Source organism: Lysinibacillus sp. RU7, assembly GCF_057837305.1.
Window position 1 is genome coordinate 105,232 of the sequence record NZ_JBYQFK010000014.1, and the last position, 12,707, is coordinate 117,938.

13 protein-coding genes and 1 riboswitch are annotated in these 12,707 nt (G+C 38.6%); of the genes, 3 read left to right on the forward strand and 10 right to left on the reverse strand.

The window, feature by feature from the left end; all coding sequences use genetic code 11:
- Window positions 1-735 precede the first annotated feature (735 nt).
- From AC3II9_RS11985 to AC3II9_RS11995, 3 genes are all read left to right on the forward strand, one after another.
- Entirely contained in the window at window positions 736-1,365 is a 630-nt protein-coding gene (locus tag AC3II9_RS11985; protein WP_489155716.1) for a YczE/YyaS/YitT family protein, read from the forward strand.
- Between the two features lie 61 nt (window positions 1,366-1,426).
- Window positions 1,427-1,777 (forward strand): hypothetical protein, encoded by a 351-nt coding sequence (locus AC3II9_RS11990; protein WP_489155718.1) that lies wholly within the window; start codon window positions 1,427-1,429, stop codon window positions 1,775-1,777.
- A gap of 569 nt (window positions 1,778-2,346) precedes the next feature.
- Window positions 2,347-3,090, forward strand: a complete 744-nt coding sequence (locus AC3II9_RS11995; protein ID WP_489155720.1) for an amidohydrolase family protein — start codon at window positions 2,347-2,349, stop codon at window positions 3,088-3,090.
- 67 nt (window positions 3,091-3,157) lie between these two features.
- On the opposite strand, the gene metA is transcribed toward AC3II9_RS11995, so the two are convergent.
- The 10 genes from metA to AC3II9_RS12045 form a co-directional block, all read right to left on the reverse strand.
- Window positions 3,158-4,096 carry a homoserine O-acetyltransferase MetA gene (metA, locus tag AC3II9_RS12000; RefSeq protein WP_489155722.1) on the reverse strand — a complete coding sequence of 313 codons (939 nt, stop codon included), beginning with the start codon at window positions 4,094-4,096 and terminating at the stop codon, window positions 3,158-3,160.
- Between the two features lie 144 nt (window positions 4,097-4,240).
- Window positions 4,241-4,347: riboswitch (SAM riboswitch) on the reverse strand.
- Between the two features lie 48 nt (window positions 4,348-4,395).
- Entirely contained in the window at window positions 4,396-5,385 is a 990-nt protein-coding gene (locus tag AC3II9_RS12005) for an LLM class flavin-dependent oxidoreductase (RefSeq protein ID WP_489155724.1), read from the reverse strand.
- A 4-nt stretch (window positions 5,386-5,389) separates the two neighbouring features.
- Entirely contained in the window at window positions 5,390-5,536 is a 147-nt protein-coding gene (locus AC3II9_RS12010; RefSeq protein ID WP_489155726.1) for a hypothetical protein, read from the reverse strand.
- Window positions 5,537-5,784: 248 nt separating this feature from the next.
- Entirely contained in the window at window positions 5,785-6,342 is a 558-nt protein-coding gene (locus AC3II9_RS12015) for a 3D domain-containing protein (protein WP_489155728.1), read from the reverse strand.
- Window positions 6,343-6,501: 159 nt separating this feature from the next.
- Entirely contained in the window at window positions 6,502-7,356 is an 855-nt protein-coding gene (locus AC3II9_RS12020; RefSeq protein ID WP_489155730.1) for a patatin-like phospholipase family protein, read from the reverse strand.
- Between the two features lie 12 nt (window positions 7,357-7,368).
- Entirely contained in the window at window positions 7,369-8,898 is a 1,530-nt protein-coding gene (locus AC3II9_RS12025) for an aminotransferase class V-fold PLP-dependent enzyme (RefSeq protein WP_489155732.1), read from the reverse strand.
- Between the two features lies 1 nt (window position 8,899).
- Window positions 8,900-9,451, reverse strand: a complete 552-nt coding sequence (locus tag AC3II9_RS12030; protein ID WP_489155734.1) for a glycerol-3-phosphate acyltransferase — start codon at window positions 9,449-9,451, stop codon at window positions 8,900-8,902.
- A gap of 189 nt (window positions 9,452-9,640) precedes the next feature.
- A complete protein-coding gene (gene chrA / locus AC3II9_RS12035) occupies window positions 9,641-10,792 on the reverse strand; it encodes a chromate efflux transporter (RefSeq protein WP_489155736.1) in 1,152 nt (383 codons plus the stop codon).
- 470 nt (window positions 10,793-11,262) lie between these two features.
- A complete protein-coding gene (locus AC3II9_RS12040; RefSeq protein ID WP_489155738.1) occupies window positions 11,263-11,946 on the reverse strand; it encodes a TerC family protein in 684 nt (227 codons plus the stop codon).
- Window positions 11,947-12,117: 171 nt separating this feature from the next.
- The gene (locus tag AC3II9_RS12045; protein WP_489155740.1) at window positions 12,118-12,432 is read right to left on the reverse strand and encodes a hypothetical protein; all 315 of its coding nucleotides are present in this window, start codon (window positions 12,430-12,432) and stop codon (window positions 12,118-12,120) included.
- Window positions 12,433-12,707 lie beyond the last annotated feature (275 nt).

The following is a 12,707-nucleotide window of genomic DNA, read 5'->3' on the forward strand; positions in this document are numbered from 1 at the left end:
ATATGAGCATATATCCTCTTTTTGTTGCTTTGAAATAAAATTTGATCAAAAAATCACACAAAAAACCGGAAATTTACAATAAATATAAAGAATCCAGTTTGAAAAAAGATCGATCATTTCGTAATGGTGTTGCTTAACAATCGCACCCTATTGTTGAAGATAACAAAATATAAAAAGTAACGACTGCATACATACGTTGTAATGAAATAAAATAAACTAATAAAGAACAAATGACTTTGTGCTTTATTAGTTTGACTCTTCAATAGGAGTTGGATAATTACTGAATATAAGGTAAGAATTATTAAGAAAGGAAGGAGAGATACGATGTTCGATCAAGTTGCGTATTTTATTTTTCAAGCCCTATTAGTTCTAACGGTTGTGGCTGTTGTGTTTGGAATCCCTCTTGGGGATACACTGCTTAGAAAAAAATAAAACTGCATCCAAATTGGATGTAGTTTTTTATTTTATAACTTGCTTTGTTTCTATAATAGATTTAGGGATTGGTGAAAATAGTGAACCATATTGAAGTAAAGCGCCCAAAGCGTCGTTCGGGGATATTTCTTTCCTTACCATTGTAAATTCGCATAAATCTGACGGGTCCCCCAACATGGCGTGTTGAAGAATAAAGTCTTTATTTTGGGAATTAGCAGAAAAAAGCAGTTTTCACCCTTCTTTCGTTATAATAATGTGTGGCATCTTAGAAGCATTTGTACAACAGAGAGATAGAGGGATACGATGGAAAGACATATTTATTGGCGAAGTACATTCTTTTTACTAGGAATACTCATATTATCATTTGGTATAACATTAACGATTAAAGCGAAATCGCTAGGGGTTGGTTCTTGGGATGTACTCCACATCGGGCTGGCAGATACTTTCGGTTTAACGATTGGGACATGGTCGATTATCATTGGTTTAATCATTTTAACGATTGACTCGGTGTTTATGAAACGATTACCGAAAATCGGGACATTTTTAGATATGTTTTTAGCTGGGATTTTCATTGATATTTTCAATGCTATGTTACCGACGCTAAACGGGTTCTTCCCGCAATTAATTGCTTTTTGTATAGGCCTATTACTGCTTGGCTTCGGTTGTGGCATGTATATTGTAGCAAACTTAGGAATCGGACCACGTGATGCATTAATGCTACTCCTCTCACATAAGCTTGGCTGGAGTGTCGGTCGAGCTCGTACGACGATGGAAATCATAGTGGCGATTACAGGCTTCTTACTTGGTGGCCCTATCGGAATCGGCACGATCATTATGTCTTTTGGACTCGGTCCGATTGTGCAATGGGCACTGAAAGTAAACGAAAAGTTATTCTACGCCGCAACAGGTACGGAAAGCTCTGTTTATAACTAATTAGTTAAACTAGGTTAAAATCTACATCCCCTGTTATAATGCAAACAGAGGAGTTGAAGAAATGATTACGATTACAACAACATCGGCTTATGAGCACTTAGAAGAACAATTACTGGACGATGAAGATTTTTATGAGGAAGTGGTAGCGGAAGGAACCGCTGAAAGCTTTTTACTGACTTGCTCTGTAGGTATTGATGATGACGGCGAGTACATCACGTGGAATTTATTTTACGAGGATGGATTTAGTGAATCCGATACAATCCCTCTTCATAAATGCAAGTTTGATGTGTTTGATAAGGACGCACTAACAGCAGAGATGAAAAATCAGTTCCGTAAATTGCTAATGAAAGCAGCAAACAATGGCGAAGCAGACGCTGCACCCGCCCAAGCTTTGCTCACAAAACTAATATAAAAAGAAGGTAGCCTCAAAAGTGAGTGCTACCTTCTTTTATTGTTCACGGGAGAAAAAGTGGCGGAATTTATAAAATGCAAATGCGGACGCAATAACAAAAATTGCAAATGCAATTGGGAAAATAATTAAAAATGAAGTCGTCATATGTATCCCCCTTCTGTACTACTTGAGTATAGCATAGATTGTATCGTTTTTTTGAAATAGCCCCAACCTCTTTGAAAGAGAGAGACTGCTCGCCTCCCTCTTTAGCTCAAGCTCTCCTATATTTTTCAGTCACGACCGCGGCTATACCTTGTCCTCGAACAGCTACCGCCATCATTCTCCCAGCGATCAATGTCTAAGTAATCATCCAAGCTGTCATGCATTCTTCCTTGATGAAGAGACAAAACTGTGCTCACTACCGAAATATTCATCATCCTTTTTTAAAATTTTTCATGCTTATCTCTATATTATGAAATGAATATGTTTCAGTTCATTCGATAAGATATATTAATGCACTTGCATTAATAACCCGTAATTTTCTTTATACACCTTTTTTGATATGTTAAGGAAAAGAAAGGGGTATTGTTATGCGAATTTTTGATGCACATTTTCATATTATTGATTTTGACTTTCCGATTACCGAAAACCAAGGCTATTTGCCCCCTAGTTATGTTGTCGAAGATTATCAGGGTGAAACAGCTCATTTCAATGTATTAGGTGGCGCTATTGTGTCGGGTTCATTCCAAGGATTTGACCAAAAGTATTTATTAGCAGCGCTCAAAAAAATGGGACCAACATTTTGCGGCGTCACACAATTACCGTTTTCAGTGACGGATCAAGAAATACTCCATTTACATGCAAACGGGGTAAAAGCATTACGCTTTAACATTAAAAGAGGTGGTTCAGAAGACTTATCGAAGTTAGATTACTTCGCTAGAAGGGTTTATGATTTAGTGGGATGGCATAGTGAACTTTATATGGATGCAAAAGAGTTACCTGAAATTGCAGCAAAGATTGAAAAATTACCAGCAATATCCATCGACCATTTAGGATTATCTGAGGAAGGACTACCACATTTATTAAAGCTAGTGGATAAAGGGGTGTACGTCAAAGCTACTGGTTTTGGTCGCGTAGATTTGAATGTTAAGAATGCCTTAAAATCAATTTATGAAATCAATCCAGAAGCGCTGATGTTCGGAACAGATTTACCATCTACACGAGCAAAAAGACCTTTTGAATACGCAGATATTGAACTGATTCAACAGCTATTTGATGAACAAGCTGCCAATAAAATTTTATACTCGAATGCGGTTAAATGGTATTTCGATTAAAGTGCAGATTCTTTCTACTAAACGTAAAAAACCGCATGTCGAGTAATTCCCGATCATGCGGCTTGTGTTAAATATGAAACTCAATATTTTCTTCAACGAAATCCCATTTGTATGGTGTTTCTTGGTATACGTAGTAGTTAAGCCAGTTGTAGAACAATAAGTGTGAGTGTGCACGCCATGTGTTTTTAGGCTCTTTTAGCGGATCGTTCTCTGGGAAATAATTCACCGGCATCTCAACATTATCGTCCTTGGCGATGTCACGTACATATTCATCGCGTAATGTCGTCGCATCGTACTCTAAGTGTCCCGTAATCATAATGTGTTTATTATCTTTTGATTGGACAATAAATACACCCGCATCATCAGAATAACTTAACAGTTTTAAATCACTATGATTGCGCACTTCATCAATCGAAACAGATGTATGGCGGGAATGTGGTGCTACGTATTCGTCGCTAAACCCACGCACTAAGTCGACCGTTAAATCTGTAATAACGTGCGAATAAACACCTGAGCATTTTTTCGGCAGCTCAAACTTCCCAATTCCAAAGTGATGATACAACGCTGCTTGTGCTCCCCAACAAATGTACATAATCGATGTCACATTGACTTTTGCCCAGTTCATAATTGTTGCAATTTCCCGCCAATAAATGACTTCTTCAAATTCCATCCGCTCTACAGGTGCACCTGTAATAATCATGCCATCAAATCGACGGTGTTTCACTTCATCAAATGTTTTATAAAAAAGCTGTAAATGCGATTTCGATACATTTTTAGATTCATATGTCGCTGTATTTAAAAATGTCACATTCACTTGAAGTGGTGTATTACCTAGTAAACGTAGTAATTGCAATTCTGTTTTCTCTTTTTCTGGCATTAAATTGCAAACTAAAATGTTTAGTGGTCGAATTTGTTGCGTGCGGGCGCGATCTTCCTCCATGATGAAGATTTTCTCTTCTCGTAGTAAATCTCCAGCTGGTAATTTTTTCGGTATGTTAATCGGCATACTCGTATCCCCCATTTCTATGAAATTAGAAAAAACATATCTATACTACAATAGATATAGATGATGTCCTTTCTTAAAACTTTCCTATCTACGCAAAAAACCTCTCATTCCAGCAAATAAGAATGAGAGGGTATTAGACGCTCGCTCTTATCTTTCAAGGAAAGTCCTTGCTGGAAGTAGCACCTTTCTAGTATGACTAGAGGTTGCTGAAGCTTCATCGGGCCATGTCCCTCTGCTTCTCTTGATAAGATTATTAAATTAGATAAATTGTATCACGCGAATTAGAATATTTCAACAATTCAATCAAAAATTTCTCGTAAGCATGTAAACGAGTGTTTCCGCGCTTCGTTATCAAAAATAGAGGTGCTAAACATGATTTCATCTACGCCTGTTTCTTCAATAAACACCTTTAACTGCTCCGCTACCGTTTCTTGACTACCAATATATGTGTATTGTCGTTGTTGCATCACTGCGTCACGTTCAAAAGGTGACCAATTCGCGTCCATATTTTCGACTGGTGGCTTTAATAGCTGATGATCGCGTCGAATAATGGATAAAAAGAATTGATAGAAAGTTGTCGCTAAGTAGTGTGCTTCTTCATCGGTATCCGCTACAATCGCATTCACACATGCTAATACATATGGTTTTTCACAGTATTCACTCGGTGTAAATTGCTCCCGGTAAAGCTTGATGGCACGTGTCAAGAAATCTGGTGCAAAATGAGAAGCAAATGCATAGGGCAATCCGCGTCGAGCAGCGAGCTCCGCACTGAACAGACTAGATCCTAAAATCCACATCGGAATATTGTCACCAAATCCTGGGTAAGCGCGAATTGGATCTGTCTCTTTAGCGTCACTTAAATAATGCTGTAGTTCTAATAAATTTTCTTCAAAATCCTCCCCAGCTATATTCCGACGAAGTGCTCGAGCGGTAAATGGATCTGTTCCAGGTGCGCGACCAAGACCTAAGTCGATGCGTCCTGGATACATTGCATTCAATGTACCAAACTGTTCTGCTACGATAAGGGGTACATGGTTTGGTAGCATTACACCACCTGAGCCGACACGAATATGCTTTGTTGCTTCTGCAATATAGCCAATACCTACCGCTGTAGCGGAGCTTGCGATAGCGCGGCTATTATGATGCTCCGCTAGCCAATAACGGGTATAGCCTAACGCATCTACATGCTGTGCCAAATCTCGCGCCCGCACGAAGGCTTCATGTGCGGTTTGTCCTTCTAGTACGGGTACTAAATCTAATACCGAAATAGGCAGCTTTAGTTTTTTCATGTCCTCACCCTTTTTCTTGTTCCATTTCTTTTCGTTTTTTCGTTACAAATAACATGAGCCAGCCGATGACACCCGCAAAAATAAGATAAAAAATAGATTTCGGTAAACTTTCATTCCAATAATTCACCGCTTGTAAAAGGCTCACAATCATTAAGCCAATACCTACTACATTATGTATTAAAGAACCCGCTTTCAGTTCTACTCAGCTCCTTTCTAATATTTCTATTGTTACGGATTTCAAATACGATAGCAAATGAAAAAACCGCTCTCTTTAAGAGAACGGCGCCACCTGTAGATTTTGTTGTTTTTAAGTTTTACCTATAAATATAGATAGACAAAATCAAACTTCGAATTTATTTATACTCTAATCCCCTCTCTTTAAGAGAATGGCCTATTTCATCATTCTAAAATTTTCACGGTGACGGTGCGCCGTCCCCAACTATACGCTTTATCATTTGTTGGCATAAAGACATCGATTTTATTGCCTTTAATCGCGCCACCTGTATCCCCTGCAACGGCTTCACCGTAGCCTTCCACCCACACTTTTGTCCCGAGTGGAATGACCTTTGGATCAACTGCAATGACTTTTGCATCCGGGTTTTTCTTCAAATTAATACCTGTACTAGTAATACCTGAACAGCCACGACAACTTGCTGTAAATGCTGTTGCTGTTACCTCCAATGTTTTCACTTCTTTTTCATCCTGTACATCTGTTTTTGCTGTTGTATCTGATTTCGATTCTTCAGAAACCGTTAGTACTTCATCTACTCTGATTATATCGCTCGATAAATTATTTAAGGATTTTAGTTTGTTTACTGTTGTGTCGTATTTTTTCGCTAAACCGTATAACGTATCGCCCTTTTGTACTGTGTGTGTTGCCGCATCTGCCGATGTAACAAACATTGTCATACTTAAAAGTAAGACCCCTAGTAAAGACAAGATACTTTGTTTGCGCATAAATTACCTCCACTATGATTAAAGTTTTTCCCTACAATATAATCTTAACCATTTTAGATTTCATGCTTGTTACAAATCAAAGCCGTTTCCGTTACAGAAATATTACTGAAAACAAACAAAAATGCCCGTTTGTAACGAAACGGACATCAAAATGTTAGGTTATTTTTGCATAAATTTGGTTAACTCTTCATAACGCTTCATTGTTTGCTCGTAACCCATTTGATACGTTTTATTCATCACCGAAATATCTTTTTCAAAGCTATTTAGTGCATAATCAGGTCGAAATATAAATGCTTGTCCTGTTGCTTCGAGTGACTCCACATATTCTAAAGTTGCATTATACCGTTCTGCGCGACTTGCCATTGCTTGAGCTAGCGCTGGATACTTCCTAGCAAATAATTTCATCACCCATTTACTTTTACGATCCATTTCTTTTCGGTAGCCTTTAGGACGGGTAAGCACAAAAATATGCTTGTCGAAACCATGCGCCTCTGCTCGCTTCACAGGAATCGGGTCAGCTAAACCACCATCATAATAAGGGACATCATTCAATTTAATCTCTGGAAATAAAATCGGAAGCGCACATGTAGCCCGTAGCATCGTACACTGTGTATCCATTGTAAGTGCGTCCATGTACTCGACTTCTCCTGTGTAAGCATTTGTTACCCCGAACTCAAGCTGACCGTCAAAAGTGCGATACGTCTCCCAATCAAATAGATCAAGCTGATTCGGTAACACATTATACGCAAAATCGAGCCCAAAATAACTACGCTCTTTCAGGAAATTACCAATGCCCATATAGCGCTTATCATGTCTATACGTAGAAAGAACACGCAATGTACGCTCCTTTTGCTCTGCTACGTAGGAACAGGCGTTAATCGCACCAGCTGAAATAGCAACAATGTATGGTAATTTCATTTTTTCATCGATAAACGCATCGAGTACGCCTGCTGTAAACAATGTTCGAAATGTCCCGCCCTCTAAAATAAGGCTTGCATCTTGTACTTGAGACACAAAAGTCACCTTCTATCCTATTAGTTTCTTATAGTGCGAAAATAATTGTACTAGTGCCGCAAAATCTTTTTCAAATGTTGGCTGAATGATACTTAATTGGACAAGTCCTCGCTGTTTTAAGTAACGACTCGCACCGTGCAAAGCAAAATCATTTAACTGTGTACACGTATACAAATCTTCCATCCCTACAAATGTAACAATAATTGGATAGTGCCATGTTTGCAAACCGTATTGCATATAAATAGGAGAAGTAAGTACCGATTCAAGACGATTTTTCAGTAACTCAAAACGTTCGGGATATTGTTCAAGTGCTGCAAATGTATTTGCTAATAAGTATGCTGGAACTGTAAACGGCATTTTTTCATGGTACGTAGAAAGATTGACATAGCAAGGGATATGATCGCTAGCAATAGGCACTTCATTATAAAAGACAAACGCAAGACCGCTCAGTGCCCCAATGGCCTTCCCACTCACAGCTGTTGCACAAAAGACATCTTGTAATGAGAACGGATGTGTACCAAAGGAGCTGATACAATCTACACAAAGCTTTACATCGTATTTTTGGCAAAGTAAAGTGAGCTCATTGAAAGGATTTAATGTACCAGTAGATGTTTCGCCATGTACAAAGGCAAGCCATTTTATATCGTGTTCTTTTATAATGTGCTCAAGTTCTTCAAGATTAAATGCCTCTCCCCACTTGTAGTATTTCTCCGTAAAGGACAGTTGCCAGTTCCTCGCCTGTTGGATTAATCTTTCCCCAAATTCTCCGTTGCTCAGTACAAGTCCTGGCTGATTGGGACAATTTGCTTTTACAGCGCCTAGCATAACCTCGTTTGCTGCCGTGCCTGAACCGACAATCGTTGCCACAAAACGGCTATCGGCAAGCGCTAATAGCTGTCGTTGGACATCTTGATATAGCATCGTCGCATCCATACTGCGATGTGACAGTTCCGTGTGGGAAATAGCCGTTGTTTGTTTCACAGGACCAGGGTAAAATATTTTCAACTCTTTTAACATGCGGTGGCGGAATGTATCAATCGCCTCCTTTGTTAGTACCATTGGCAAGTACTGTGCTTCTTTTGGTCCAACAGCGGGTGCAAATTGTGTAAAGCCAATTTGCTTATACATTTTTTCTTCCCGTGTAGTGCCTGAAATCACACAAGCAGAAAAATCTTGTTCGTAAAAGTAGGCATATAGTGCTTTAAACAACTTAAGCATAACGCGACCGTTGCGATGCTCTTTTTTGACAGCTAGTAACCGTAACTCACATAGATGACGACAAAGTTCTTTTGGTAAATGATGCTCTATAGGCCCTAGTTTTTCATCGAGTGAAAATGGGCGGATAGCACGAAAGGCAACCATTCCTACAAGTTCCGCCTCTTTGTAAACAACGATGTATGTATTTTCATGATGAAAGCGATCGACAAGACGGCGCGTCACATTTTTCTTGTGCTGCGGAATTTCCTCAACGAACGTTTCGTAATTTAACTCTGCGATTTGCTCAAATTCTTTTTCTGTTGTCGCGATTTTTGTCCAGTACATATTATTTCACTCTTTCTATTAGGTTGTGACGATGCTCAAATGTCAGTAATGCTAGTATCGCAACGAGTATAAGAAGGTCAAACTTCCCCGTTGCTACTATATAGATGCTATATGTCATAAAACCAATTACCATGCTAATCGTTAAACTTTTTGTAAACGGTAATGAAATAACAAAACCAGCGATTAGCGCTAACAGGAGAATCGGTGAAAAGGTAAGTAAAGCGCCAATGCCCGTCGCAATTCCTTTTCCCCCTTTAAACTTTAACCAAAATGGGTATAGATGACCAAGTACAACAAACAACATCCCCGCTGTAATCCATACATCCTCAAAACCGAGATAGCGTCCTAAAAATACAACGAGAACGCCTTTTAATCCATCGCCAACAACAGTGAGAAAGAAGGCTGTTTTTCCTAATGTGCGCCCTGCATTACGAGCACCTAAATTGCCTGTATTCGCTTGTTGTAGGTTAATTCCTTTCCATTTACCAACGAAATAAGCGGTCATAAACGTACCGATTAGATAACTGATAACTAAATAATAAATAAGCAACATGTCACCTACCTCAAATCATTTTCCTAGACAAAATGGGAGATGCCGAAAGTTTTCGACAGTCCCCCATTTATTACCTTCTATACTATTATATACGTCATGATGACTTTATGAGTTCCCAAAGTTTACTCTACATACCGATTGAAAAACCACTCATACTAAAATAGCATGAATGGATAGCTTTACATACTTTTAATAAAATACAATTCCGATGACGATGCCAATGATTACAATAATATATGGCTTTACTTGCCATTTCATTAGTAATATGAAAAGAATGATGGCAAAGACTGCATCCCATACATTGCCGATTGTTCCGGATACAATCGGTGTAAAGAAGGCAGCTGTTAAAATACCTACTACCGCTGCATTCATCCCGGCGATGGCACCGCGCAGCTTTGGATGCTGACTTAACGATACCCAAAATGGATAGGCACCGAGTATAAGTAAAAATGCGGGTAAAAAGATCGCAAATATTGCCCAGAAAGCACCACCTACTCCGCCTAATACCATGCCGATATACGCCGCAAATGTAAATAGTGGACCTGGCACGGCTTGTGTTGCCCCGTAGCCTGTTAAAAATGACTCTAACGACATAAGTCCACTATGAACAAACTGCGTTTCTAACAAAGGAAGTACGACATGCCCCCCACCAAATACGAGCGCCCCAGCTGTATAAAATTTCTCGAACCATACTAGTGCTTCTATATTTACGATGTTATTTAAAAGAGGTAGCACGATGAGTAATGCCAAAAATAGTACGAGTAAAATAGCGCCTGTTGTTTTAGATAATAATTGCGTCGCAGTGACTTTTTTCGGAGCCCCTTTAAATATCAAGTAGCCCATAACACCAGCTACTAAAATGATGATTACTTGTGTCCATGCCGTAGCGAAAAATAATAGCACTCCACAAGCCGCAACAGCTAACGTAATATGTTGCCAAGTTGACAGTAGTTTTTTCGCCATATCGATAATCGCATGGGCTACAATCGCCACAGCGACAAGTTTTAAGCCATGAATCCAACTCATATCAAAATCAGCCTGTAAATAAAATGCCGCAAATAGCATAAGTAACAATACAGATGGCATCGTAAAACCGATAAATGACACGATGCTCCCTACTATACCGCCTCGTATTAAACCGATGCCCATACCAACCTGACTCGAAGCAGGTCCAGGTAAAAATTGACTCAGTGCCACAAGATCCGCGTATTCCTCGTCTGTTAACCATTTCTTTTGCTTGACATATGTTTGTTGAAAATAACCTAAATGCGCGGTCGGACCACCAAAAGATGTACATCCTAGACGGAACGACACGATAAAAATTTCCCACAACCTAAGCATAAATAACTCCTTTCGTAAAAAAAGCATGGGGGTGCCAATGTGACTGACTCCCCCATGCTTAAAACTATTTATTTGCTACAAGATATCAAGTTATTGATGAAGTGTAAAGGGGCGTATGCGCATTCAAAGCGGAAATTTACAAAGTTGTAATATCAAATGCTTCAACAAATGGGTTCATCGCTTTTGTAAAGGTTTTGTAAATTCGCATGCCATTCCCCTAGCTGATCGATATAGCGATATAATGGTAATGTATACTTTTTACTTGGATACATGTGAAAGGCTCTTTTTAAATTATCATCTGTTTTTTTTTGGTTGGCCGATAGCTTTTCCTTGTTTTTTCGCTTCTTGCATCCCAAATGTTGTACGATGGCTCATACAAGCAATAAATGGGACATAGATTTACTTGAAATCTTTTCATTTAGCAGTTGTTAAATAAAACGTAGCCCCCTATTAAGTAATAGGGCTTATTTTTATCTGGTCGCAACTTTTGCTTTTTGTAGGCGATGCCTCGTGATAAAACCCGTAAACAATACGGTCGCTACTACTAACAATTCAAAGCTAAACATGGATACATGGCTTTGGAAAAACGGTGCCACATAAGCGTCCTTCATAATCATTTTAGAGGCTGTCCATGCTAAAATACCAGCCCCCATATAAATGATAAATGGGAAAAGCTCAATCAATTTAATGACGATTGTACTTCCCCACACAACAATGGGAATCGAGATGAATAGGCCAATCACAACTAATAAGAAATTACCGTGTGCTGCACCTGCAACGCCAATAATATTATCGACACCCATTAAAATATCTGCTAATAAAATCGTACCAACGGCCCCCCAAAAGCTCTTTTCAGAAGGTTTGACGTCCATTTCTTCCTCATTCAATAACAGCTTATAAGCAATATAAACTAACAATACACCGCCAACTAATAACAGCCCATCAATTTCTAATAATCGGACAGCAACTAACGTTAACAAAACTCGTACACAAATAGCGCCAAAAGTGCCTATGAGGATGACTTTCTTTTGCTGCTTTTTCGGTAAACTTTTCGCCACCAATCCAATCAGCAATGCATTATCACCCGCAAGCACTAAATCAATGACAATGATAGATAGTAAAGCCGTTAAAAACTCCGTCGTCATAATATCCACTATGTATTGTCCTTTCTTTTGCAAATGTTTGTAGCAAAGAAAGTATATGTAGTTAGTAGCCCATTAAGAAGTTAATAAACTTTTAAATGATTTGGTTGAGTTTTATTGTTGCTTTTCCTTAACATATAAGCGTGTTAAAGTTTTAACCTTTAACACACTTACTCGCCCTACTCATAGTTTAGATTCAATTAGGTGATAGTAATCCATTTTCCAAATGCCATCTTCTCTTAACATGGCAAAGGTTATTCCATATGTGGATGAACCAAACGCAATCTTCATTTCAACAATTTTCATTTCTTCGTTACTTGTATCCTCTACAACTGAAATTGAATCATAGTAACGATACATTAAATAATCGATTTCAAATTGCGAAGACACGGTTTCGATGTACTGTTCAACAAACTTTGTACTATCATCAATCTTCCCACCGTTATAAGTGATTTTCTGACACTCCCACCCATGAATGAGTGGGGTTCTAAAGTACAAAAGATGTCTTCTTTACTCTCCCATCAACCGATGAAACTGGTTGGGTACAACATAAAGACACGTTCTTATTTCCTTTAGACTTCAACGAACAAGACGACTTTTGCCATCATTAGCGTTCGCACCGGCTCATGCCTAAACCATTTTTATAGTTTACCTTATTCCCATACTTTTAAGGGTATGGGATTCCTTTTTTAGTTGACTAATTAATGCATCGTGATTTTTAAGGAATAAATCGAATGTTTTAAAGCATAAATCTCTATCTATTTTATCTAAAT

What these genes read in the sequence shown, in the direction of transcription:
- AC3II9_RS12015 (WP_489155728.1), bottom strand. Translation starts at nt 6,342, where the DNA reads ATGCGCAAACAAAGTATCTTGTCTTTACTAGGGGTCTTACTTTTAAGT.
- AC3II9_RS11990 (WP_489155718.1), top strand. Translation starts at nt 1,427, where the DNA reads ATGATTACGATTACAACAACATCGGCTTATGAGCACTTAGAAGAACAA.
- AC3II9_RS12010 (WP_489155726.1), bottom strand. Translation starts at nt 5,536, where the DNA reads ATGATTGTGAGCCTTTTACAAGCGGTGAATTATTGGAATGAAAGTTTA.
- AC3II9_RS12005 (WP_489155724.1), bottom strand. Translation starts at nt 5,385, where the DNA reads ATGAAAAAACTAAAGCTGCCTATTTCGGTATTAGATTTAGTACCCGTA.
- AC3II9_RS12025 (WP_489155732.1), bottom strand. Translation starts at nt 8,898, where the DNA reads ATGTACTGGACAAAAATCGCGACAACAGAAAAAGAATTTGAGCAAATC.
- chrA (WP_489155736.1), bottom strand. Translation starts at nt 10,792, where the DNA reads ATGCTTAGGTTGTGGGAAATTTTTATCGTGTCGTTCCGTCTAGGATGT.
- AC3II9_RS11995 (WP_489155720.1), top strand. Translation starts at nt 2,347, where the DNA reads ATGCGAATTTTTGATGCACATTTTCATATTATTGATTTTGACTTTCCG.
- AC3II9_RS12030 (WP_489155734.1), bottom strand. Translation starts at nt 9,451, where the DNA reads ATGTTGCTTATTTATTATTTAGTTATCAGTTATCTAATCGGTACGTTT.
- metA (WP_489155722.1), bottom strand. Translation starts at nt 4,096, where the DNA reads ATGCCGATTAACATACCGAAAAAATTACCAGCTGGAGATTTACTACGA.
- AC3II9_RS11985 (WP_489155716.1), top strand. Translation starts at nt 736, where the DNA reads ATGGAAAGACATATTTATTGGCGAAGTACATTCTTTTTACTAGGAATA.